The organism is Collinsella aerofaciens (assembly GCF_964243765.1).
Lineage (GTDB): Bacteria > Actinomycetota > Coriobacteriia > Coriobacteriales > Coriobacteriaceae > Collinsella > Collinsella aerofaciens_BU.
Window position 1 is genome coordinate 80,325 of the sequence record NZ_CAXTGI010000006.1, and the last position, 22,998, is coordinate 103,322.

General features: G+C 61.4%; 19 protein-coding genes. 11 read left to right on the plus strand and 8 right to left on the minus strand.

Annotation, left to right across the window (positions count from 1 at the left end):
- Positions 1-15: 15 nt before the first annotated feature.
- The 6 genes from ACESSC_RS05800 to ACESSC_RS05825 all read right to left on the minus strand — a co-directional run bounded on the left by ACESSC_RS05800 (position 16) and on the right by ACESSC_RS05825 (position 8,772).
- Positions 16-1,956 carry an ABC transporter ATP-binding protein gene (locus tag ACESSC_RS05800; protein WP_373161825.1) on the minus strand — a complete coding sequence of 647 codons (1,941 nt, stop codon included), beginning with the start codon at positions 1,954-1,956 and terminating at the stop codon, positions 16-18.
- Complete coding sequence (locus ACESSC_RS05805; protein WP_373161828.1) at positions 1,949-3,706, minus strand: ABC transporter ATP-binding protein; 1,758 nt, start codon at positions 3,704-3,706, stop codon at positions 1,949-1,951. The genes ACESSC_RS05800 and ACESSC_RS05805 overlap by 8 nt, the downstream gene beginning before the upstream one ends.
- 114 nt (positions 3,707-3,820) lie before the next feature.
- A complete protein-coding gene (locus ACESSC_RS05810) occupies positions 3,821-4,249 on the minus strand; it encodes a MarR family winged helix-turn-helix transcriptional regulator (RefSeq protein WP_373161830.1) in 429 nt (142 codons plus the stop codon).
- Between the two features lie 267 nt (positions 4,250-4,516).
- On the minus strand, positions 4,517-6,436 hold the full coding sequence (locus tag ACESSC_RS05815) for an ABC transporter ATP-binding protein (protein WP_118273517.1): 1,920 nt from the start codon (positions 6,434-6,436) through the stop codon (positions 4,517-4,519).
- Positions 6,429-8,273, minus strand: coding sequence for an ABC transporter ATP-binding protein (locus ACESSC_RS05820; protein WP_373161833.1), 1,845 nt, complete (start codon positions 8,271-8,273; stop codon positions 6,429-6,431). Before ACESSC_RS05820 ends, ACESSC_RS05815 begins: the two co-directional genes overlap by 8 nt.
- On the minus strand, positions 8,266-8,772 hold the full coding sequence (locus ACESSC_RS05825; RefSeq protein ID WP_117655367.1) for a MarR family winged helix-turn-helix transcriptional regulator: 507 nt from the start codon (positions 8,770-8,772) through the stop codon (positions 8,266-8,268). Before ACESSC_RS05825 ends, ACESSC_RS05820 begins: the two co-directional genes overlap by 8 nt.
- 560 nt (positions 8,773-9,332) lie before the next feature.
- On the opposite strand from ACESSC_RS05825, the gene ACESSC_RS05830 reads away from it, so the two are divergent.
- Positions 9,333-10,157, plus strand: coding sequence for a PfkB family carbohydrate kinase (locus tag ACESSC_RS05830; protein WP_373161835.1), 825 nt, complete (start codon positions 9,333-9,335; stop codon positions 10,155-10,157).
- A complete protein-coding gene (locus ACESSC_RS05835; RefSeq protein WP_373161837.1) occupies positions 10,150-10,479 on the plus strand; it encodes a TIGR04076 family protein in 330 nt (109 codons plus the stop codon). The genes ACESSC_RS05830 and ACESSC_RS05835 overlap by 8 nt, the downstream gene beginning before the upstream one ends.
- A gap of 141 nt (positions 10,480-10,620) precedes the next feature.
- Here ACESSC_RS05835 and ACESSC_RS05840 read toward each other — a convergent pair whose 3' ends face one another.
- Both ACESSC_RS05840 and ACESSC_RS05845 read right to left on the minus strand, forming a co-directional pair.
- Positions 10,621-11,067 carry a low molecular weight protein-tyrosine-phosphatase gene (locus ACESSC_RS05840; protein WP_373161839.1) on the minus strand — a complete coding sequence of 149 codons (447 nt, stop codon included), beginning with the start codon at positions 11,065-11,067 and terminating at the stop codon, positions 10,621-10,623.
- A gap of 63 nt (positions 11,068-11,130) precedes the next feature.
- Entirely contained in the window at positions 11,131-12,375 is a 1,245-nt protein-coding gene (locus ACESSC_RS05845) for an MFS transporter (RefSeq protein WP_373161842.1), read from the minus strand.
- 158 nt (positions 12,376-12,533) lie between these two features.
- Here ACESSC_RS05845 and ACESSC_RS05850 point away from each other — a divergent pair, with 158 nt between their 5' ends.
- The 9 genes from ACESSC_RS05850 to ACESSC_RS05890 all read left to right on the plus strand — a co-directional run bounded on the left by ACESSC_RS05850 (position 12,534) and on the right by ACESSC_RS05890 (position 22,988).
- Positions 12,534-13,475, plus strand: coding sequence for an isopentenyl-diphosphate Delta-isomerase (locus tag ACESSC_RS05850; protein ID WP_373161844.1), 942 nt, complete (start codon positions 12,534-12,536; stop codon positions 13,473-13,475).
- 243 nt (positions 13,476-13,718) lie between these two features.
- The gene (locus ACESSC_RS05855; protein ID WP_373161846.1) at positions 13,719-15,176 is read left to right on the plus strand and encodes an SLC13 family permease; all 1,458 of its coding nucleotides are present in this window, start codon (positions 13,719-13,721) and stop codon (positions 15,174-15,176) included.
- A 142-nt stretch (positions 15,177-15,318) separates the two neighbouring features.
- Positions 15,319-16,806: a UbiD family decarboxylase gene (locus ACESSC_RS05860; protein WP_373161849.1), complete on the plus strand. Its 1,488-nt coding sequence runs from the start codon at positions 15,319-15,321 to the stop codon at positions 16,804-16,806.
- Positions 16,807-16,996: 190 nt separating this feature from the next.
- On the plus strand, positions 16,997-17,575 hold the full coding sequence (locus ACESSC_RS05865; protein WP_271807183.1) for a UbiX family flavin prenyltransferase: 579 nt from the start codon (positions 16,997-16,999) through the stop codon (positions 17,573-17,575).
- A gap of 92 nt (positions 17,576-17,667) precedes the next feature.
- Positions 17,668-18,537 (plus strand): MerR family transcriptional regulator, encoded by an 870-nt coding sequence (locus ACESSC_RS05870; protein ID WP_118206212.1) that lies wholly within the window; start codon positions 17,668-17,670, stop codon positions 18,535-18,537.
- Positions 18,538-18,732: 195 nt separating this feature from the next.
- Positions 18,733-19,602 carry a hypothetical protein gene (locus ACESSC_RS05875; RefSeq protein WP_373161852.1) on the plus strand — a complete coding sequence of 290 codons (870 nt, stop codon included), beginning with the start codon at positions 18,733-18,735 and terminating at the stop codon, positions 19,600-19,602.
- A 79-nt stretch (positions 19,603-19,681) separates the two neighbouring features.
- Positions 19,682-20,575: an aldose 1-epimerase family protein gene (locus ACESSC_RS05880; RefSeq protein WP_373161854.1), complete on the plus strand. Its 894-nt coding sequence runs from the start codon at positions 19,682-19,684 to the stop codon at positions 20,573-20,575.
- A 328-nt stretch (positions 20,576-20,903) separates the two neighbouring features.
- Positions 20,904-21,830, plus strand: a complete 927-nt coding sequence (locus ACESSC_RS05885) for a transporter substrate-binding domain-containing protein (RefSeq protein ID WP_373161857.1) — start codon at positions 20,904-20,906, stop codon at positions 21,828-21,830.
- 9 nt (positions 21,831-21,839) lie between these two features.
- Positions 21,840-22,988, plus strand: a complete 1,149-nt coding sequence (locus ACESSC_RS05890; protein WP_373161859.1) for an amino acid ABC transporter permease — start codon at positions 21,840-21,842, stop codon at positions 22,986-22,988.
- Positions 22,989-22,998 lie beyond the last annotated feature (10 nt).

Below are 22,998 nucleotides of genomic sequence, written 5' to 3' on the forward strand. Positions count from 1 at the left end.
CGTCAGTAGCCGGTCCTACTCGAGCTCAAACGCACCCGTATACAGCTGGTAGTAATACCCGTGCTTGGCAATCAGCTCGTCATGGCTGCCGCGCTCGATAATCCGCCCGTGATCCAGCACGCAGATCAGGTCAGAGTTTCGCACGGTGGAGAGACGGTGCGCGATCACAAATGTGGTCCTTCCCTCCATCAGCGCATCCATGCCACGCTGCACCAATGCCTCGGTGCGGGTGTCGATGCTCGACGTGGCCTCGTCCAGAATCATCGCGGGCGGGTCGGCCACCGCGGCGCGCGCGATGCTGATCAGCTGGCGCTGTCCCTGTGAAAGACCGCTGCCGTCGCCCTCGAGTACGGTGTCGTAACCGTTCGGCAGCATGCGGATAAACCCGTCGGCGTTGGCCAGGCGCGCCGCCTCGATGCACTGCTCGTCCGTGGCGCCGGGGTAGCCGTAGCGGATGTTGTCCATGACGGTGCCCGTAAAGAGATTCACGTCTTGCAGCACCACGCCCAGGCTCCGGCGCAGGTCGGCCTTGCGGATCTTGTTGACGTTGATCCCGTCGTAGCGGACCTTGCCGTCGTCGATGTCGTAGAAGCGGTTGATAAGATTGGTGATCGTGGTCTTGCCGGCGCCCGTCGCACCAACGAGCGCGATCTTCTGCCCGGGCTCGGCTTCGAGCTCGATATCGTGCAGCACGAGCTTTTGGGGCACATAGCCAAAGCTCACATGGTCGAGCATAATATGCCCCTTGAGCGGTGCGAGCCCGCAGCCGCCATCGTGATGCGGGTTCTTCCAGGCCCAGCGCTCGGTTCGCTCGCTCGTTTCGACAAGCGCGCCGTCCGCGTCCTCGCGCACGTTGACCAGCGTCACGTAACCGTCGTCGGACTCGGGCTTCTCGTCCATGAGCGTAAAGATGCGCCCGGCGCCCGCAAGCGCGATGATGATCGAGTTGAGCTGGTTGGACACTTGCGCTACGGGGTTCATAAAGTTGCGCGTGAGCGTCAGAAACGACGCGATGGCGCCGAGCGTGAACGTGTCGAAACCGGTAAGTCCCAGGTTGGGTGTCCCTGCGATGGCCATGTAGCCGCCGAGCACAGCCACCACCACATAAATCAGGTAGCCAAGTGCGTTCATCATGGGCATGATCGAATTGCCCACGCCCTGCGCGTTCGTCGCAGCCTTTGCCCAGGCACGGTTGAGCTTGCCCATTCCGGTGCGTGCGGCGTCCTCGTGACAAAAGACCTTGATGACCTTCTGCCCGCCGACCATCTCCTCGATGTAGCCGTTGAGCGCGCCGAGTGTATCTTGCTGCTGGATAGAAAACGCCCCGATGACCCCCGTGATGCGGCCCACGAACACGAGCACCGCCGCCATGAGCACACAGACTACCACGGTGAGCCCCACGCTCATCCAAAGCATGCACACAAAGACCGCGACCAGCGTGAATACCGAGCTTACGAGCTGCGAGAGCGACTGCGCGATCATCTGGCGCAGGGTGTCGGTGTCGTTGGTGTAGAGGCTCATGATGTCGCCGTGCGCGTGCGTGTCGAAGTAACGCAAGGGGAGCGTCTGCATGTGCGAGAACATATCGTCGCGGATGCGTTTGAGCGTGCCCTGCGCCACGGTGACCATCGCGCGGTTGTAGACGAGCGTGGCCGCAACGCCCACCACATAGACGGCGCCGATGGTGATGAGCACGTGCGCAAGGCCCGTCCATACGGGGGCGTCGGTCGCCAAAAGCGGGACGATGTAGTCGTCGATGAGTGCCTGCAAAAACATCGACGACGCGGCGCTCGCGATGGCAGAGAGCAGAATGCACGCGACGACGAGTACAAGCTGCCCTCGGTAGCAGGACATATACGAGAGCAGTCGCTTGACGGTTGCCATATCGAGCTGCATCGCGGGCATGTCGGCGCCCGGTGCCGCTCCGTTTGCGGGGCGTTTATTCTGCTTACTCATCCTCTGCCGTTCCCTTCTGCTGCGACTCAAAGACCTCGCGATAGATATCGCTCGTGCGCAAGAGCTCCTCGTGCGTGCCTACCGCGCTGATGCGTCCGTCGTCCATGACCACGATCTTGTCGGCGTGCATGACCGAGCTCACGCGCTGCGCGATCACGATCTTGGTCGTGGCGGGCAGGTACTCGGCAAGGCCGCGTTGGATCTTGGCGTCGGTCTTGGTGTCGACGGCGCTCGTGGAGTCATCGAGCACGAGCACGCGCGGCTTGGCCACGAGCGCGCGGGCGATGCACAGGCGCTGCTTCTGCCCGCCCGAGACGTTGGTGCCGCCCTGCTCGATCATGGTCTGGTAACCGTCCGGCAGCTGGTCGATAAACTCGTCCGCGCAGGCGAGCTCGCAGGCGCGCACCAGCTCTGCGTCGTTGGCCTCGGCGTCACCCCAGCACAGGTTCTCGGCGATGGTGCCGCTAAAGAGCTCGTTTTTCTGCAGTACCATGGCCACCTGGCCGCGCAGCGCATCGAGGTCGTAGTCGCGCACATCGATGCCGCCCACGCGCACGGTGCCCGCGGTGACGTCATAGAGACGGGCGATGAGGTTCACAAGGCTCGACTTGGACGAACCCGTGCCGCCGATGATGCCCACGACCTCGCCGCTCTTGATGGTGAGGTTTACGTCCTCGAGCACGTTTTTCTCGGCCTTGCTCGCGTAGGCAAAGCTCACGTGGTCAAACTCCACGGAACCGTCCGCAACCTGCGTGACGGCGCGACCGGGCTCGGGGCTCGCGATGCCGCTCTGTTCGTTGAGTAGCTCGGCGATACGCTTGGCCGAGCTCTGGGCAATCACGATAAGCGTAAAGACCATGGAGAGCATCATGAGCGCCATAAGGATTTGCGTGGCGTAGGTAAAGAGTGCGGTGAGCTGTCCTGTGGTGAGGCCGAGCGCGGCGTTGTTGCCCGAGGCCACGATGGCCTTAGCGCCGAGCCACGAGATGAGTATCATGCATGCGTACATGCAGGCCTGCATGAGCGGCGTATTGAGTGCGATGAGGCGCTCGCCGCGGGCGAAGTCCTCGTAGATGCGTTGGCTGATACGGCCGAACTTGCCAATCTCGTGCTCCTCGCGGTTGAACGACTTGACCACGCGGATGCCTGCGACATTTTCCTGCACCACGTTGTTGAGCGTGTCGTAGGTAGCGAAAACGCGGTTGAAGATGCTGCTTACGCGCCACATGATGAGTCCGAGTGCGATGGCGAGGATGGGGATCACGGCTAGGAACACAAACGAGATCTGTCGGTTGATGGTAAACGACACAATCCAGCAGAACGCGAGCATCACGGGGCCGCGCACGCCCATGCGGATGATCATCATGTAGGCGTTCTGCACGTTGGTGACATCGGTGGTGAGGCGTGTGACGATCGAGCCGGTAGAGAACTTGTCGATGTTGCCAAAAGAGAAGGTCTGCACGTTGTCGTACATATCGTCGCGCAGGTTGGCGGCGAATCCCACCGAGGCGCGTGCGCCCATCCAAGCGCCGCCGGCGCCCACTCCAAATTCGAGAACGGCAAGGACGAGCAGGGCGATGCCAAGGCGCCAGACCTCGCCCATGTTGCCGGCTTGGATGCCGCGGTCGATGAGGTCGCTCATGACGAGCGGGATCGCGATCTCGAGTATCACCTCCAGGATTGAAAGCAGGATGGCGGTGACGGAGCTCTTGCGGTATTGCCGCAGGCTCCGTGCAAGCGTTCGTATCATGTATGTTCCTTTCTGTACGAATCGGGCAGAAATTATGTAGCAAGCTACGGAATAGGGCGTAAAGAAGCCCGTCGCAGGCGGAATGAATCCGGTGGGCGACGGGTGCTATTGAGGCTACTGTTTGCAGACGTTGGCGTAGATTCGCCTGAGCATGCGGATGAGCTCCGTCTGCTCGCGTTCATCAAGGCCGGCGAGCAGCTCTCGATCGCGTTCGCGCATTGTGGCGCGCATGCGATCACCGGCATCGTGTGCCTTGTCCGTAAGCTCAACGACCTTATTGCGTCGGTCATCCTCGGCTACCCAGGTGCGCACGAAGCCGTTTTTCTCGAGCCGGCTGACGAGGCCGGAGACCGTTGGGTGGGAAACCTTGAGGTTAGCTTCGATCTCTTTTTGGAGCGCTCGGCCCGCGTGCTCGATGAGGTAGACGATCACCTGGCTTTGCGCAAAAGTGAGTCCTTGCTCCTTGAGGTCCGCGTCGGCAGACGCCTGCATGCGCTCGTTGATTACCTTAAACAGGGGTCCAACAGCATCTTCGGGAACCATTCCAGCCACCATCCTTTCTGTAGCATGCTACGTTTATATCACAACCCGAAGCATGCGACAAATTTACACAAAAAGAGCCCCTGGCCAACCGGCCAGGGGCTCACAAACTTTTATTTCCTTCTAAATGACGGGCTGATTGCGCGCAGGAGGGTTCCCCGGGGGCGGCGGGGTATTTCCTCCGCGCGCAGTTTCGCAGCGCAGCGAGAATGTTTGAGCACGGAGGAATTACCCCGCCGCCCCCGGGGAACCCTCCGTCAGTGGCCAAGCCTACTCGAGCTCAAACGCACCCGTATACAGCTGGTAGTAGTACCCGCGCTTGGCGATTAGCTCGTCGTGGTTGCCGCGCTCGATGATGCGGCCGTGATCCAGACAGATGATCGCGTCGGAGTTGCGCACGGTGGACAGGCGGTGCGCGATGACAAACGTCGTGCGGCCCTCCATGAGCTTGTCCATGCCCGCTTGCACGATAGCCTCGGTGCGGGTGTCGATGGAGCTCGTGGCCTCGTCCAGAATCATTGCCGGCGGATCGGCGACGGCAGCGCGGGCGATCGAAATCAGCTGGCGCTGGCCCTGCGACAGCTGGGCGCCGTTGCCGGTGAGCATGGTGTCGTAGCCGTCGGGCAGGCGGGTGATAAAGTCGTCCGCGCCCGCGAGCTTGGCCGCCGCAATGCACTCCTCGTCGGTGGCGTCCAGGTTGCCGTAGCGGATGTTGTCCATCACGGTGCCGGTGAACAGGTTCACGTCCTGCAGCACGACGCCCAGGCTTCGGCGCAGGTCGGCCTTGCGGATCTTGTTGACGTTGATGCCGTCGTAGCGAATCTTGCCGTCGGCGATGTCATAGAAGCGGTTGATGAGGTTGGTGATGGTCGTCTTGCCGGCACCGGTGGCGCCGACAAACGCGACCTTCTGGCCCGGCTTGGCAAACACGGACACGCCGTGCAGCACCTCGTGGTCGGGCGTGTAGCCAAAGTCGACGTTGTCCATAACCAGGTCGCCGCGCAGCGGCACGTACTCGATCTCGCCGGTTGCGCGGTGCGGATGTTTCCACGCCCACATGCCGGTGTGGTGGTCAGCCTCCTCGAGCTGCCAGGTATCGGGGTTGACCTGCGCGTTGACGAGCGTCACATAGCCTTCGTCGGCTTCGGGCTCCTCGTCGATAAGCTCAAAGATGCGGTCGGCGCCGGCGAGGCCCATGACCACGGCGTTGATCTGCTGTGAGATCTGGCCGATCTGTCCGCAGAACTGCTTGGTCATGTTGAGGAACGGCACCACGACGGCGATGGACAGCGCCATGCCCGAGATGCTCAGGTTGGGCACGCCCAGTGCCAGGAAAATGCCGCCCGCCAGTGCGACCAGCACGTAGAGCAGGTTGCCCAGGTTCATAAGGATGGGCATGAGGATGTTGGCGTACATGTTGGCCTTCTGGGAGACCTCGAAGAGCTTTTCGTTGCGCTCGTCAAAATCGGCCTCGGCGGCAGACTCGTGGCAGAACGCCTTGACGACCTTCTGGCCGTTCATGACCTCCTCGATATGGCCCTCGACCACGCCGAGCTCGGTCTGCTGTGCAATGAAGAAGCGCGCGGAGTTGGAGCCGAGCAGCTTGGTCATAAAGGTCATAAAGGCGACGCCGGCGATGATGACCAGGCACATCCACACGCTGTAGTACAGCATGATAAAGAACACCGTGACGATGATGATGATCGTCATGAGCAGGTTGGGCAGCGACTGGCTGATCATCTGACGCAGCGTGTCGATGTCGTTGGTGTAGTGGCTCATGATATCGCCGCGCTGGTGCGTGTCGAAGTAGCGGATCGGCAGGTCCTGCATGCGGTTGAACATCATCTCGCGCAGCTTCTCGAGCGAGCCTTGCGTGACGATAGCCATGGCGCGGTTCCAGAAGAGCGAGGACAGGACACCGACGCCGTAGATGCAGGCGAGGGTGGTCACGAGCTGCAGAATCTTGGGCTGTGCGGCTTCCCAATCGCCCGACTGCCACGATTCGCTAATAATTTGCAGGGCGCTCTGCAGGAAGGTCGCGCCGATGGAGTTGATGATGGCGCAGAGCACCACGCCGGCGACGACAAGGGGCAAAAGCACGGGATAGAAGCCAAAGAGCGTCTTGATGAGGCGCGACATGGTGCCGCCCTTGCGGTTGAGCGCGCGCTCGGCGGTCGTTGCCTTACTCATGTGCCTCGCCTCCTTCCTGGGTCTGAGCTTGTGTTGCGGTCATGTCGGTGTTGTCTGCCGCCGTGTTCGCGTCGCCAGAGACGTCGTCGGCGTCTTGCGTACCTTCGGCAGACATCTTGTTTTGCGAGGTAAAGGTCTCGCGGTAGATCTCGCTCGTCTTGAGCAGCTCTTCGTGGTTGCCGATCTGTGCGATGCGGCCGCCCTCCATGACAATGATGCGGTCTGCGTCCTGCACGGAGCTGATGCGCTGGGCGATGATGAGCTTGGTCGTGTTGGGCAGATAGCTTGCCAGGCCTGCGCGAATCTTGGCGTCAGTCTTGGTGTCGACGGCGCTGGTGGAGTCGTCCAGGATCAAGATCTTGGGGCGACGCAACAGGGCGCGTGCAATGCACAGGCGCTGCTTCTGACCGCCCGAAACATTAGAGCCGCCCTGTTCGATCCAGGTGTCGTAGCCCTTGGGGAAACCGTCGACAAATTCGTCGGCGCAGGCCAGATGCGCTGCCTCGCGGACTTCCTCGTCGGTGGCGTTCGGGTCGCCCCAACGCAGGTTCTCGGCGATGGTGCCGCTAAACAGCACGTTTTTCTGCAGCACCATGGCGACCTGGTGACGCAGCGTGTCCAGGTCGTAGTCGCGCACGTCCATGCCGCCCACGCGCACGGTGCCTTCGGTGGCGTCGTACAGGCGGGCGATGAGGTTGACGAGCGTGGACTTGGCCGAGCCGGTGCCGCCGATGATGCCGATGGTCTCGCCGCTCTTAATGTGCAGGTCGATGTCATCGAGCGCCTGGCGCTTCGCATGCTTGGAATACTTAAAGCTCACGTGGTCAAAGTCGATGGAACCGTCGGCAACCTCGAGCACGGGCTCGGCAGGATCGGCGATCGTGGGCTCGGCGGCCAGCACCTCGGCAATGCGGTGTGCCGATTCGTCGGCCATGGTCACCATGACAAAGATCATCGACAGCTGCATCAGGCTCATGAGAATCTGGAAACCATAGGTAAAGGTCGAGGAGAGCTGGCCCACGTCGAATAGCGTGCCCTGGCTCGTGATGATGAGCTTGGAGCCCAGATAGATGATGACGACAAACGCGCCGTTGACGCAGATGTTCATCATGGGGTTGTTAAAGGCGAGCAGCTTCTCGGCGCGGGTGAAGTCCATCTGGACGTCGCGCGCGGCGGTCGCGAACTTCTCCTTCTCAAAGTCTTCGCGCACATAGCTCTTGACCACGCGCATGCCGGTGACGTTTTCCTCGACGGACTCGTTAAGGGCATCGTACTTGTGGAACACGCGCGAGAAGATGGGGCGCACCTTAAAGATGATAAAGAACAGTCCAAAGCCCAGCAGCGGAATGATGACCAGGTAGACCATGGCGACGCTGCCGCCCATGATAAACGCCATGGTAAAGGCGAAGATCAATACCAGCGGCGCGCGCACGGCGATACGGATGATCATCATAAAGGCCTGCTGCACGTTGTTGATATCGGTGGTCAGGCGCGTGACGAGCGAGGAGCTCGAGAACTCATCGATGTTGGCAAAGCTGAACGTCTGGATCTTGTAGAACAGGTCGTGACGCAGGTTCTTGGCGAACCCGCAGCTCGCATGGCTGCAGGTGACGCCGGCCGCGGCGCCAAAAGCAAGCGACGTCAGCGCGATGAGCACCAAAAAGCCTGCGGTGGGAAGCATCTCGGCTACGGTGGCGCCGTCTTTGATGGCGTCGATCAGGTTGGCGGTGATAAATGGAATCAGCATCTCGCAGAGCACCTCGCCAAGCACGAGCAACGGCGTGGCAACGGTGACTTTCATATAGTCGCGGATGCTTCCCATGAGGGTTTTAATCATCCAGTTCCTCCCAGGTTACGCGGATTTTATCGAGCATTTCGGCGAGGTCCTCGCGCTCGTCATGGGTGAGCGCGCTAAAGGCCTGCTCTCTAAAGCGAATGCGGGCCGCCTGCTCTACGTGGGCCTTTTCCCATCCCGCTTCGGTCAGGCGAATGGTGAGCTGCCGCCGGTCTTTGGGATTGCGGCTGCGCTCGATAAGGCCGGCGCATTCGATCTTGGAGAGAATCTCGGAAAGCGAACCGGGCTTAAGATCAAAGTGCAGGCCTAGTTCCTGCTGTGACATCTCGCCGTTTGGCTGCTTGGCGAGCAAGCAGACGATGGGGGCCTTTCCCGAGGCGCCGCCGCCGTGAAAGTGCAGAAAGTGGCCGCAGAAGCCCAGCCCGTTTAGGATGTGCTTGGCGAGCGCGTCTGATTGGGACTGTGCCGCGGGCGCATCTGCGGGTTCATGGGGGTCGCCGCCCGGCGTGTGGGGGCAGAGGCCGATGTGGTCATCGCACATGGTGTCGCTCCTTTCTTTAGTTAGGTAGTGCAATTGTTTTGTGCCTAACTAATTTAGGAGTGCAAGAAATAAATGTCAAGGTACCAAACTTATTAAGTTACGGCGTTTTACCAAACGCCGTAACCGCTCGACGCTGCAAACGCTCCTAAGCGGCAATCTGATCCCTTGGGGACGAAGGAAAAGGTATCGTTTTGGGCTGCGATGATGCCTTTCGAAGCGGCCTTGCCAAAAACTATGCCTAATTACTACGATGAATCCAGCATCGCTGACCACAACAGCTGTTTCTGAAAAAACGCAAGCTATCTACCTGCGGTTTTGTTGGAGAGAAATTCGCTGTGGTTGGAGGCGGGCGGTTAAACGTAGTAAATAGGCATAGTTTTGAAATGGCGCTATATGAGTAGCATCAACTAGGCCGCTATGGAGCAAACAGCCCCCATTTCCGAAACCTTTCCGCAACAATTTGCCCTTCGTACCGCTCGCCTCCGCCCACAACGCCTCCTGCGCTACACTTAGTCGCACTGTGGCGCTGCTGCGCTGTGCCCGAAACAAGGGAGACCCTCATGAAGAATACTCAGCTGCTGCTGATTAACGATATGTGCGGCTACGGCAAGGTCGCGCTTTCCGCCATGCTGCCGGTGCTGTCGCACATGGGCTACCGTATCCATAACCTGCCGACGGCGCTCGTTTCCGACACGCTCAACTACCCCAAGTTCTACATCCACGACACCACCGAGTATGTGCGCCAAAGCCTCGCTATCTGGGAGGAGCTCGGCTTTGAGTTCGACGCTATCTCGACCGGCTTTATCGTGACCGAGGAAGAGACACGCATCATCTCGGACTTTTGCCACCGCCGTGCGCAAAAGGGCACCAAGGTGTTCGTCGACCCCATCATGGGCGACAACGGCAAGCTCTATGCGGGCGTGCCCGAGTCCACGATCGGTCTCATGAGGCACCTGCTCGAGTGCGCCGATTACGCGGTTCCCAACTACACCGAGGCCTGCCTGCTTGCCGATAGGCCTATTGCCGAGGAACTTACGCCCGATGAGGCCCGCGCCCTTGTGGACGCCGTGCGTGAGCTGGGTGCCAAGTCGGTGGTCATTACGAGCGCCGTAGTCAATGGCACGAACGCGGTTATCGGTTACGACCATGTGGCGGGGGAGTACTTTACGATTCCCTTTGAGCTCATTCCGGTCTATTTCCCGGGCACGGGCGACACGTTCTCGGCGGTGCTCGTCGGCCGCGTTATGGCAGGCTGGAGTCTGCAGCGCGCGACGTTCGATGCCATGCGTGTGGTGGCTGAGCTTATCGAGCGCAATGCCGACCAAGAGGACAAGTCGGCCGGCCTTCCCATCGAGGCCTGCCTGGATGTGATTGACCATGAGTAACGCTGGCGAGGGCGGCGCCAAGCCTGCGGGCGAGAGCAAGCCGCTCGGCGCGCCGCGGGGCAAGCGTCCGCGTATCCGCGTGAGCTGCGTGGACCAGCTGGGTGCGTGTCGCTGCCACCATGGTCACAAGCCGGGCGACGTCTTTGACTTCGACCGAGACCGCGGCAAGATGTGCGCCATGGCCTGCCACGTGGGCTTTCCCTATATCGATATCCTGCGCTACGGCGGAACCGTGCCTGGCAACGAGCCTGGTACGGCAAAGTTCTGCTGCCCCGAGGTCGATACGCTGAACGTCTGGCTTGCCGAGATCGTCGACGAGTAACCGAGCGAGGATTTTCTCCCGCCGAGATAATGAGCGTGGATTTTCTCCCGTTTAGAGCGCACTCGAACGCTCAAAGTGGGAGAAAATCCACGCTCGATTTATGCCGATGGCACGGTTTGCGCGGTTCGTGCGCCCGCGAACCTACAGCTGCTCGAGCATAGCGGTGCAACCGTCGAGCACGTCGCGGTAGGTGGCATCGAAATTGCCGGTGTACCAGGGGTCTGCCACGTCGCCGGGGCGCTCGGTCCAATCGAGCAAGCGCGTAATCTTGCCGTCGGGGTCCTTGCCAAAGATACGGTACAGGCCGCGGGCGTTCTCGTCGTCCATATAGACAATGTGGTCCCAGTCGCCATACTCCGCGCGACGCACCTGACGTGCGCGATGTGCGACGACGGGAATTCCGACCTCGCGTAGCTTGGCAACGGTACCGTGGTGCGGCGGGTTGCCAATCTCCTCAGTTGAGGTCGCGGCGGAATCGATGACAAACTCCGCCTCGCGCCCGGCGCGGCGCACGAGCTCGGTAAACACCGACTCGGCCATCGTCGAGCGGCAGATGTTGCCGTGACAGATAAACAGTACACGTTGCATATGCGGTTTCCTTTCGATCGTCATCATCGAGTTCGAGTATCGCATCTACGCCTACGCCTACGCCTACGCCCTCGTCCGCTTGCGCTCCCAGCGAGCCAACTTAATCGTCACCAGCGTAAGCGCCCAGGCCACAAGCGAGAACGCGGCTCCCACGGCGCCAACGTAGGCAATGCCAACGCTGCTTACCACGGCACCGCCCACTGCGGTGCCAAACGAAATGCCGACGTTAAACGCCATGGGCTCAACCGAACTTGCGAGCACCATCGACTTGGGATGGCGGCTGCGCGCTACGTCCATAAAGTGCGTGATGCACGACACCGAGAACAGGTACATGAGCAGCGCCAAGCTAAAGACAAAGACCAGCGCGAGCGGCATGGTACCGCCCACAGCAAACAGCCCGAGTAACGCCACAGCCTGCAGCACAAACGTAACCAGCAGTGCCTTCATGCCAAAACGCGCGTCGATCCATCCGCCCAAGATGTTCGAGATCAGGCAGAACACGCCGTAGGCCATGAGCGTGGTGCTGGCTTGAACGGTGCCCATGCCCAGCACCTGCTCAAGATAAGGCGTCACGTAGCCGTAGAACACATAGACCGAGCCCACGCCAAACAAAAAGATGAGCATGCCAGTGATGATGCTCGGCTCGCGTAGCAGACCCGCCTGCTCGCGAAAGGTGGCAGGCTCGTCGGTTTGCCCGGCGCGCGGCATAAATGCCACGAGCGCTCCGCAGATCAGAACGGCAAAGGCCAGCGTGCCGTACATGGCAACGTGCCAGTCGAGCGTGTCGGCCACAAACTTGCCGATCGAAGTGACAAAGACCATTGCCACGGAAAACGCACCATATACCACCGAGATGGCAAGCGAAGTTTGCTGTGGGGACAGCAGCTCGGGGATGTACGTCACACCCACGGCGAGCAGCGCACCCGAGACAGAGCCCAGGACAATGCGCGAGATAAACAGTACCCGGAAGTTGGGCGCCAACGCCATGACCAGGTTGCCGAGCACAAAGACGATGCTGTAGCACACGAGCAGCTGGTAGCGGCGGAACTGCCCCGTGCTAAGCGCAAGCACCGGCGTAGCGATAGCGTAGACGAGTGCGAACACGCTGATGAGCTGGCCTGCGGTGGCAAGTGATACGCCGAGTTCCGTCGCCAAGTCGCTCTCGATACCGATGACCACGAACTCGGAGCAGCCGAGCGAGAATCCCAACAGCACGAGCAGCGCCAGGCAGAGCTTGGTGTGCGCGGGGGAGAGCGCGGCGGCGGTTGGCTTACTTTCAGGCGTGGTTACGGCGGTCAAGGTTGTCACTCCAATGTCGCATGAATAAGCGGGATTCAATCCCTGCAACTCTAACAGAATGTGTCAGGTGCCTGCCCCCTTTGTCGCAGGTTGCGCTTGCCTGTATAGTCGCAATACAGGCGAAGATGGTCTCAGGTACATCGCGGGCGACAGGAGATCCCATGGGTATGCACACGACAAAGGTTGCAGTGGGCGAGGGCAAATTTGCGCTCGAGGCCCAGTTGACGGTGACGCCGCGAGGCATGGCGGTGTACGCCTGCTCGCCGGAGTTCGCACACCTGGGCGCCACGGCGCAGGCCATTCCGCGCCCCGAGCCCGGCCGCACGGCGACGGTGAGCATCCTGGCCGTTCCGTGCCATCGAGACGAGATCCCGGCGCACGATATCGCGGCGGCGCTGGCCACGCGCTTTGGCGTGCCGGTCGTTGCAAGCACGGGTTTTCATGTCGAGCGGGCGAGCGGCGACGACTTGCAGCGCGTGCTCGACACCACCAAGGAGCTCATCGCCGCGCTCGAGGAGGCCGCAGCCCGCATTCTGCGCGCCGGCTGGGATGAGGGCGGCGCGGGCGCCGAGGTCGTGGCGGTCGATGCCGCGGCCGGAAAGGCGCTTGGCCCCGTCGACCGCATCGAGGCTCATACCGGCGAGGGCATCCTGCATCAGGCATTTCTGACGCTTTTGGTCGAGGGCCGGGGCGAAGACGCGCGCCTGCTGCTCTGTCGCCGCAGTCCGCTCAAACGCCTGTGGGGCGGAGTGCTGGCCGATGGCTGCGCCGGCCATCCGCTCCCCGGGGAAGACGTCGCGGTCGCCACGGCGCGTCGCATCAACGAAGAGCTCGGCATTGCGCGCGAGCCAGATCAGCTCGAGCACCTCGGACACGTGGCGTACCGCGAGGACCACGGCGACGGCCGCTGCGAGTGCGAATGGTGCGAGGTCTACCTTGCCCATGTTGAGCCCGGCGAGCTGCATATCAACCAAGAGGAGATCTCGGAGGTGCGCCGCGTGGCCCCGTCCGAGCTCAAAGGCTACCTGCAGGGTCGCCCCGAGCAGCTGGCCCCCTGGCTTCGCGAGGCCCTCAGCGACCCATCCATCCGTACGGCCCTCGCTATGTGACAAAGGGACAGTCCCTCTGTCGCGTCCAAACCGTCACAACATTCGATGAAAATCTCGAAATCGAGGAAAAGCGTCGAATGTTGTGACGGTTTTTGTCCAGGGGATCGCTTCCCATCCAAAAAATCCCGCTTGACTGTATTGCCACAACACAGCGCAACGTAAGAGGTGTCCGATAACGGGCGCCCCTTTTAAGTGGCAACGTGGCTGCGAATCCGGAGCGCCCCCAATAAGAAAGGTGGGGAGATGGAAGCGGAAAAGAAGGCGTTTAAGATCACCAAGCGCGAAATTGGCTTTGTGCTGGGTATCGTTGTCTTTTTGCTGGTGAAGTTTCTTCCTTTGGCGGAGCTGAGCTCGACGGTCGAGCTTACGGTCGGCGGTCAGACCTGTCTGGCGTTGACGCTCGCCACGGTGGTGTTCTGGGCGTGTGGCGTGGCACAGCCGGGCTTTGTGGGTCTGCTCTACTGCGCGCTGCTCGTTCTGTTTAAGGTGTGCGTGGACGACACGGGCGCCGCGAGTATCTCGGCGACGGTCGCCTTCACGTTTAGCTCGTGGACCAAAGCCACCATGTGGCTCGTCATCGGCGCCTACCTCATCGCCAGTGCGGTCAAGGAGTCGGGCCTGGGCGAGCGCATCGCCTATGCGTTTATGCTCAAGTTCGTGCGCGATGCCAAGTCGCTCATCATCTCGATCTTCGCGCTCACCTTTGTGCTGTCGCTGCTGATCCCGCATCCGTTCCCCCGTGCCTTCCTTATCCTCGCCGTCGTCTCGGTCATCGCCGAGTCCGCCGGCTACGGTGACGACGACCGCGGCAAGCTCGGCTTCCTCGTGTTTGCCGCTGCCGCCCCGGGTTCCATGTTCTTCCTGACGGGCGACTCCACGCTCAACCCGCTCGTTGCGCAGTACAGCGCCGAGGCCGGCGGCATGAGCCCGTCCTTTGTCGACTGGTTCCTGTACATGAGCGTGCCTATGCTGGTCGCGCTGCTGTGCACCCTGTTCTTGGGTCTCTTCCTCTTTAAGCCCAGCAAGGAGCTCGTCTACGATCGCGAGCAGATCGTGGCCAAGCAGGCCGCGCTCGGCAAGCTCTCCGTCAAGGAGATCCGCACCATCGTGTGGCTTGTCATCGCCATCGCGCTGTGGCTCACCGTCTCGGGCGATTACATCGGCTGGGTCACCCTGGCCATTGGCGTCGCTCTCGCCATGCCCATCATCGGCGAGGTCCTCACCCCCGCCAGCTGGAACGCTGTCGACATCAAGTCCCTCATGTTCCTAACGGCCGCCATGGCCGTGGGTTCCGTGGGCGGTGCCACCGGCATGAACGCCTGGATCGCCGACGTCGTGCTTCCCAGCTCCGTGCCCGAGAACATCTTCCTGTTCGCCCTGCTCGTCGCCGCGCTCTCCATGATCATCCACATGTTCATGGGCTCGGTCATGGCCGTGCTCGGCGTGTGCGTGCCGGCGTTCATCAGCTTTGCGGCCGGCTCCAGCGTGAGCCCGCTCGCCGTGGCGCTCATCGTCTTCACGTCCATCAACATCCACTACATCCTGCCGTTCCATAACCTGCCGATCCTTATCGGCGAAGGCAAGGACGCCGGCGGCTACACCTCCAAAGAGGCCATGCGCATGGGCATTCCCCTCACTGCGGTCGTCTTTATCGTCGTGCTGGTCGAGGCCGCCTGGTTCCACCTCTTTGGCCTGATGTAAACGGTCGAGTGCTTGGCTGTAATTAGCCGAGTGCTTGAACTGCGAGTGCCCGACCGCCCCATCTATGAGCGCCGTGGCCCCACTACGTCCCCCAGCCCGGCGGCACTCCCGCCGCCGGGCACTCTCCCGAAAGGAGCACGCTATGTCCACTACCGATGCTTCCCAGATCCACGACCTGCGCTCCGCACTCGACTTTTTGCGCGAGATGCCGGGCCAGCTGCTCGAGACCGACACCCAGGTCGATCCGGACGCCGAGGTCTCGGGTGTCTATCGTCACGTCGGCGCCGGCGGCACCGTTATGCGTCCGACCAAAGAGGGTCCGGCGATGGTCTTCAACAACGTCAAGGGCTTTGACGATGCCAAGGTCTGCATCGGCATGCTTGCCAGCCGCAAGCGCGTTGCCGCCCTGCTCGACCTGGACGAGGAGCACCTGGGCCTCGAGATCGGTAAACGCTTCGAGAACCTGATCGCGCCTAAGCAGATCGCCGAGGGTGCGCACATTGACTGCCAGGAGGTCGTGTACAAGGCGACCGACGAGGGCTTTGACCTGCGCAAGATTGTTCCCGCTCCCACCAACACGCCCATCGACGGCGGCCCCTACATCACCATGGGCCTCGCCTACGGCACGAGCCCCGACGGCTCCCAGTCCGACGTGACCATCCACCGCTTCTCCTGCGTCGACAAGGACAAGCTCGCCATGTGGATCACTCCGGGCAGCCGTCACCTGGGTGCGTTCTTTGACGAGTACTGCCAGCGCGGCGAGGACATGCCCATCTCCATCTCCATCGGTCTGGACCCTGCCGTGTACATGTGCTGCGGCTTCGAGGCTCCCACCACGCCGCTCGGCTTCAACGAGCTGCAGATTGCCGGCGCCCTGCGCGGCCACGCCGTCGAGCTTGCCGACTGCGTTACCGTTCCGCAGAAGTGCATCGCCAATGCCGAGTACGTGCTCGAGGGCTACCTCATGCACGACGAGACCATCAACGAGGACGTCAACGGTCACGGCTACGCCATGCCCGAGTTCCCCGGCTACACCGGCGGCGCCAAGGCATGCCCGGTGATCAAGATCACCGCCGTCACCACGCGCGTCAATCCCATCATGGAGAGCTGCATCGGCCCTTCGCACGAGCACGTTTCCATGGCGGGCATCCCCACCGAGGCCTCCATCTACAAGATGGTCGAGACCGCTATCCCGGGTCGCCTGCTCAACGTCCACGCTGCCCCCTGCGGCGGCGGCAAGTTCGTTGCCATCATGCAGTTTAAGAAGTCGAGCAAAAATGACGAGGGCCGTCAGCGCAACGCCGCCATGCTCGCCTTCTCGGCATTCTCCGAGCTCAAGCATGTGATCCTTGTTGACGAGGACGTCGACATCTTCGACATGAGCGACGTGATGTGGGCCATGACCACGCGCTTCCAGGCTGACGTGGACCTCATCACCATCCCCGGCTGTCACTGCCACGTGCTCGACCCGTCCAACGACCCCGCGTTCGATCCTTCGATTCGCGAGCATGGCATCGCCTGCAAGGCCATCTTCGACTGCACGGTTCCGTTCGACCTCAAAAAGAACTTCATCCGCTCGCAGTTCATGGAGATCGACAAGGACAAGTGGGCTAGGGAGATTGCTTTCTAAGGTTCCGGCGTTCTACCGAACGTCGGACCACTCGACGCTGCGCCCGCGCCTGGCGGGCAATCTGCCCCTCAACTGCGAAGGCATGGGCATAAGCCCTATGCCTTCTTGTTTCGGGGCACCTTGCCTCGCCAGACGCGCGCTCGCTGACATTGCCCGACCTATAGCTGCCATTTTGTTGTTAGGAGTTGTCATGCCTGAGTCTTCTGTCCGTCCCCGTCGCATCGTCGTTGGCGTTTCGGGCGCCAGCGGTGCCGCGCTGGGCCTTGAGTGCCTCAAATGCCTGCGCCAGGCCGGCGCCGAGTCGGCGCTTGTCGTCACGCGCGGGGGAGAGATCACCATCGAGCAGGAGCTCGGCATGACGCTCGACGAGTTTGTCGCGCACGCCGATGTGGTCTACGACAACAAGAACATCGGCGCCGCCATCGCAAGCGGCACCTATCCGGTCGATGGCATGATCGTGGCACCCTGCTCCATGAAGACGCTCGCCGGCATTGCGAGCGGCTACAGCGAAAACCTGTTGTTGCGCGCGGCCGACGTGCAGATGAAAGAGCAGCGCCGCCTGGTGCTCATGGTGCGCGAGACGCCCTTCAGCGCCATTCATGTCGACAACATGGCGCGCCTTGCACGCGTACCGGGCGTCATGCTCATGCCGCCCATGCTCACGTTTTACAACGGCCCCGCCACGCTCGACGACGCGGTGCATCACATCGCCGCCAAGGCGCTCGAGGCCGTCGGCGTGTCATGTGCAAACTATAAGCGCTGGTCATAGGCGTCTTTAGGGTAGGATACGAGTAGTGTTTGAGCCCGCTGCCCCTGTGGGCGGCGGGCTTTGTGCGCTAAAAGGATGTGTCAGGAGGATCTATGCAGACGGGCATGTATGCGATTAGCGAGATGGCGAGCTTGTTTAATGTTTCGCGCCAAACGCTCATCTACTACGACAAGATCGGCCTGTTTAAGCCCGCCGTGGTCAACGAAAAAGGCTACCGCTTCTATTCGCCCACGCAGATTCCGCTCATGCGTCTGATCTGCATGCTGCGCGACCTGGGGCTCGAACTCGACGAGATTGACCGCCTGACCTCGACGTTCGACATTGGCGAGATGACCGATCACCTGCGCTCGCGGGTGCAGGCGCTCGATGAGCAGATTGCCGGGCTCAAAGCCGAGCGCGCGAGCGTACAGGAGCGTCTAAGCTTTTACGACGAGGCGGTTTACTGGCGCGAGCGCGAGGGCAAGCCGGAGCTCAAGCAATTCGAGCGTCGCTACGTGGTCTTTGAGGAGTTTCCGGGCGATATCGAGCGCGGCCGCTCGATGCTGCACCCTACGCTCATGCGGGCAATCCTGCGCATGCGTACGTTGACGGGCACGCGCCCCATGCGCGGTTGGGGCGCCATGCTGCGTCGCGAGGCGCTGCATTCCGACGACCCTATCGCCGGCGCGGGCTCCTTTGCCGTGCTGCCGCGCGGTGTCGAGGAACTGCTGCCGAGCGATCCCGCCGAGCTGGCAGAGATCGGCATCGAGGTGCTGCCCGAGGGCACATACCTGTGCATGAGCCGCTGGGGTATGCCGTACGAGCCCGAGGGCATCCGCGCCATCGTTGCCTGCATGGACGAGCACGCGCTCCAGCCCGTTGGCAACGCTTTCGACTTTTGCTACCTCGATACCACGAGCTACGACGAGTCCCACCAAGAGGACTTTTGCTGCATCCAAATCCCCGTTACCCTCCAGATGTGACAAAGGGACAGTCCCTTTGTCACATTCGCGGCATGGCTGCCGCCCAAACCGTCACAACATTCGATGAAAATCTCGAAAACGAGGAAAAGCGTCGAATGTTGTGACGCTTTTCCTGTCTGTGCCGGCGAGCTCCCGTGTCATCTGGGGGTATAAGGCTAGCAAGTGTTTATTTGCGAGGCCAAGGGGGCGCCCCGTATGGATATCGATAACTATGAGTGGTGGTATAGCGAGGGCGAGGCTCCGGATGAGGGGTGGAACGAGCCCGCGCCGCGTGACGTGTCGAGCGACAAGGCTGAGACCGGCAATGATGCTGCCGCCGACTCGGATGCCGCCCTCGACCCCGTCGAGCCCCTGACCTTTGAACAAGCCTGGGCCCAGGCCGAGGCAGACGAGGCCAAGGCCGACGCTACGGCCACGCTCGGCGAGCCGGCCGACATGTCAATCTCGCCGGCAAAGACCCCGCAGCCGCGTCACACTATCGACCCCGACAGCACGGCATCCTTCAGCATTCTCGACGTGCCCTCGCAGGGCGCTCAGGCGCCCGCACCCACACGTCGCCCCAATCTGTCTCGCGAGGAAGATGCAGGACGTCGCTCGCCGCTCGGCCCCATCCTTATCGCCTTCATGGCCGGCGTTATCGCATGCTCGGTAATTGGAAACGTCTGGAGCCATGTTGAACAACAGCGAAAAGACGCCGCCAAGGTCGAGATGTCCGTCGAGCAATCGCTCAGCCGCACGCGCTCGGTGCATGTGTCGGTCGAGGTTAAGGATGGCGCGGCGTGGGATACCACGCGCGGCGACAGCCAAATGCTCGTCCATATCGTGGGCCGCACACTCAAGGGACAAGCAATCGACGAGTATCAATACGTCAATTCCGAAGGTGACGGCATCGAGCTCAAACCCGGCGACTACGAGCTCACGGTCGATGAGCCGCCCGTCGCCACCGACGGCACGCGTTACCGCGCCTCAAAGCGCATGGTTCCGGTGAGTTTTAATTCACAGGCTCCCGACACGGTCGATAGCACGCCGCAGGGCGGGTTTGACCTTTACGCTATTGCTCAATAACTGCGCCTGCCGATCAACCCCGCCGCCAAGAGTGGGACAATAGCCCTTGGCACCGTTGTTTACCATTGGAGGAAGTAGCATGTCCACCGTCACTACCATCAAGCGCGGCGGCCTCACCGCGGCCATCGATTCCATGGGCGCCCAGCTCACGAGCCTTGCCCTTAACGGCAACGAGTATCTGTGGCAGGGCGACCCGGCCTTTTGGGGCAAGCACGCGCCCATCCTGTTCCCCATCGTGGGATCGCTGCGCAACAACACGGCGACGTCTGCGGCCGGCACCTGCGAGATGGCTCGCCACGGCATCGCGCGTATCGTGGAGCACAAGATCGTCGAGGTGTCGGAGGACGGCTCCTCGGTAACGTACGAGATCACCGACACGCCCGAGTCGCTCAAGGCGTTCCCGTTCCACTTTAAGCTCAACATGACCTATGCCCTGACTGGTGACGCCACGCTTACCCAGACCTTTGCCGTCACCAATACCGGCGACGTGGACCTGCCGTTCTCGGTGGGCGGCCACCCCGCATTTAACGTGCCCGCCCCCGGTGCCGAGGACGAGGCGTTCGAGGATTACGAGCTGGCGTTTACCGAGGCTTGGACCAACGAGGCCCCCATCATCACGCCCGATGGCCTTATGACGTTCGAGGGTAGCTACAAGGCTCCCGATAACTCGGACGTGCTGCCCATCACGCACCGCAGCTTCGATAACGACGCCATCATGTTCACCGATACCCCGGGCTCCACGCTCACGCTGCGCGGTCGCAAGTCGGGCCACGGCGTCAAGATCGACTTTGAGGGCTTTAAGTACATCGGCGTGTGGTCTGCCGCCAACGACGCCCCGTTTGTGGCGCTCGAGCCCTGGACTGGTCACACCACCATGGACACCGAGGACGACGTCTTTGAGCACAAGGTCAACACCATTACGCTGGCGCCGGGCGCTACCGACACCCGTTCCTTTAGCGTCACCCTGCTCTAGAGGTTCCACCGTTCTGACGAACGGCGGGCCGGTCGACGCTGCGCCCTTAGGTTCCGCCGTTCTGACGAACGGCGGGCCGGTCGACGCTGCGCGCCACCCAGAGCGACAATTTGTCATTCAAAAGGCACGGCATGACCAGAAGGTCTATGCCGTGCCTTTTTCATGCCAACTTGTTCGCTCTGGGCGGCGCTCGCTGGCATTGCCAAAACATCGACGTTCCCAATGACTACCGCGTGTCTATTAATTTTTCGAGCTTGTGCTGCGCTACTGGTCGCTGGCGTATATCCTGTTAAGTCGTCAGCATACAATTCAACAGGGAAGGCAGATTATGCATTCTCCCCATCAACGCGACGCGCATCCACAGCTGGTGTGCAGCCGTCGCATCTTCTTGGGTAGCGCTCTCGCTGCGAGCGCTACCGTTGTCGCCGGCGCACTTTCCGGTTGCCAGCGCCCCTCCACGCTGGAAGTAGTTCAGCCCACGACGGGCGGCGGTCGCGACGACCTGTCCGATTCCGTGATCGGCAAGGACAAGATCCGCATCGGCATGGAGGCGGCCTACGCCCCGTACAACTGGCAGGTTTCCGAGGCCAGCGAGTTCACGATCCCCATCGACAACGTGCAGGGCGCCTATGCCGATGGCTACGACGTGCAGATCGCCAAGATCGTCTGCAAGGCTCTCGGCGGCGAGCCCGTCGCCGTCAAGCAGAGCTTCTCGGGCCTTATCGATTCGCTCAACAACGGTCAGATCGACCTCATCATTGCCGGCATGAGCGCCACGCCCGAACGCGAGGAGTCCGTCGGCTTTTCCGACCCGTACTTCATTGGCTACTTTGGCCTGTTCGTAAAAGAGGGCTCGCCCTACCAGAACGCCACCAAGCTCAGCGACTTCAGCGGTGCCACGGTGCTCGGCCAAAAGGACACCATGCTCGACACTGTCATTGACGAGATCCCGGGCGTTGTGCACAAAAACCCGGTCGATTCGGTCCCCACGGTGTTTTCGAATCTGCTGCAGGGCACGTGCGACGCCGTGACCTACAACACTGAGAACGAGAAGGGCTATATGGCCCAAAACCCGGGTATCGTGCCGATTCAATTTGCCGAGGGCGAGGGCTTTAAGCAGGAGGTCACGGCAAATGTCGGCTGCCGCAAGGGCTCGGACAAGCTGCTTAAGCTCATCGACAAGACGCTCAAGGGCATTAGCCAAGAGGAGCGCGACCAAATGTGGGACGCGTGCCTCGATCGTCAGCCGGCATAGGGAGGCAGCATGAAAACCATCAATCGCCTGGCCTCCTTTATCAAGGCAGACCACCGTTATGTATACCTGGGCACGAGCGTTATCGCGGCGCTCGGCCTGGCGTTTAGCCAGCGCAACCCCACGCCGCTGAGCTTCTTGGCCCCCACCGGTATCTTCCAGGACTGCCTCTGGGCAATTCTTTGGGCCTGGATTATCGTGTCGGCGGCGGCGCTCGTCACCAAGCTCATGCATTGGAGCGACTATCGCGAAAAGTCGCCGTTTGCTTCCGAGCGCTTCCGTCGCGGCGCGCGCTTGGGCAGCTATGTCGTGGTCGCCATCGCGGCGATCTTTTTCGTGGATCGCTGCGTCATGTCGTTTATCGACCTGGTGCAGGTGAGCATCGTCTCGGATTCCAACCCCAGCGACTTTTTGTCGAGCCTGGTCTACATGACCTACAAGAGCGGCGACTTCTTCATCCGCGGTATCGAGATCACCATCGCGCTTGCGACCTTCGGCACCGTCATCGCATTCTTCCTGGCGCTGCTCTTCGTGTTCCTGCGTATTCAGACGTTCGACCGCGTGGATAACGACCTGGTGCGCTTCTTCAAGAGTATCGGCCGCGGCTTTGCGACCATCTACTCCACCATCGTGCGCGGCACGCCCATGATGGTCCAGGGCCTGCTCATCTATTACGCGGGCTTCACCGTTTTGCGCGGCATGGGCTTCGAGACCGCCCAGGCCAACCAGATTTGGAGCACCTTCACCGCCGGCCTCGTTACCATCTCGCTCAACTCCACCGCCTACATGATGGAGGTCCTGCGCGGCGGCATCGAGTCCATCGATCCCGGCCAGGCCGAGGCAGCACGCTCGCTGGGCCTGTCGCAGTGGCAGGCTATGCGCAAGGTCGTGTTCCCCCAGGGCATTAAAAACGCGATTCCGGCACTCACCAACGAGCTCATCATCAACATCAAGGATTCGTCGGTGCTCTCGGTCATCGGCGTGTTCGACCTCATGTACGCCACCACCACCGTCGCCGGCGTGTACTACCGCCAGATGGAGGTCTACTGCGTGGCGCTCGTGGTTTACCTGATCCTGACGCTCGTGGCGAGCCGCCTGCTCGAGGCCTTTGGTAAAAAGCTCGGCGCCGAGGCTCCTGCCACACTGCCCAGCTCTAACTAGGCTTAAGACG

Bases quoted from the DNA above. Each gene is read 5' to 3' on its own strand.
- ACESSC_RS05800 (WP_373161825.1), bottom strand. From the start codon at position 1,956: ATGAGTAAGCAGAATAAACGCCCCGCAAACGGAGCGGCACCGGGCGCC.
- ACESSC_RS05805 (WP_373161828.1), bottom strand. From the start codon at position 3,706: ATGATACGAACGCTTGCACGGAGCCTGCGGCAATACCGCAAGAGCTCC.
- ACESSC_RS05810 (WP_373161830.1), bottom strand. From the start codon at position 4,249: ATGGTTCCCGAAGATGCTGTTGGACCCCTGTTTAAGGTAATCAACGAG.
- ACESSC_RS05815 (WP_118273517.1), bottom strand. From the start codon at position 6,436: ATGAGTAAGGCAACGACCGCCGAGCGCGCGCTCAACCGCAAGGGCGGC.
- ACESSC_RS05820 (WP_373161833.1), bottom strand. From the start codon at position 8,273: ATGATTAAAACCCTCATGGGAAGCATCCGCGACTATATGAAAGTCACC.
- ACESSC_RS05825 (WP_117655367.1), bottom strand. From the start codon at position 8,772: ATGTGCGATGACCACATCGGCCTCTGCCCCCACACGCCGGGCGGCGAC.
- ACESSC_RS05830 (WP_373161835.1), top strand. From the start codon at position 9,333: ATGAAGAATACTCAGCTGCTGCTGATTAACGATATGTGCGGCTACGGC.
- ACESSC_RS05835 (WP_373161837.1), top strand. From the start codon at position 10,150: ATGAGTAACGCTGGCGAGGGCGGCGCCAAGCCTGCGGGCGAGAGCAAG.
- ACESSC_RS05840 (WP_373161839.1), bottom strand. From the start codon at position 11,067: ATGCAACGTGTACTGTTTATCTGTCACGGCAACATCTGCCGCTCGACG.
- ACESSC_RS05850 (WP_373161844.1), top strand. From the start codon at position 12,534: ATGCACACGACAAAGGTTGCAGTGGGCGAGGGCAAATTTGCGCTCGAG.
- ACESSC_RS05855 (WP_373161846.1), top strand. From the start codon at position 13,719: ATGGAAGCGGAAAAGAAGGCGTTTAAGATCACCAAGCGCGAAATTGGC.
- ACESSC_RS05860 (WP_373161849.1), top strand. From the start codon at position 15,319: ATGTCCACTACCGATGCTTCCCAGATCCACGACCTGCGCTCCGCACTC.
- ACESSC_RS05865 (WP_271807183.1), top strand. From the start codon at position 16,997: ATGCCTGAGTCTTCTGTCCGTCCCCGTCGCATCGTCGTTGGCGTTTCG.
- ACESSC_RS05870 (WP_118206212.1), top strand. From the start codon at position 17,668: ATGCAGACGGGCATGTATGCGATTAGCGAGATGGCGAGCTTGTTTAAT.
- ACESSC_RS05875 (WP_373161852.1), top strand. From the start codon at position 18,733: ATGGATATCGATAACTATGAGTGGTGGTATAGCGAGGGCGAGGCTCCG.
- ACESSC_RS05880 (WP_373161854.1), top strand. From the start codon at position 19,682: ATGTCCACCGTCACTACCATCAAGCGCGGCGGCCTCACCGCGGCCATC.
- ACESSC_RS05885 (WP_373161857.1), top strand. From the start codon at position 20,904: ATGCATTCTCCCCATCAACGCGACGCGCATCCACAGCTGGTGTGCAGC.
- ACESSC_RS05890 (WP_373161859.1), top strand. From the start codon at position 21,840: ATGAAAACCATCAATCGCCTGGCCTCCTTTATCAAGGCAGACCACCGT.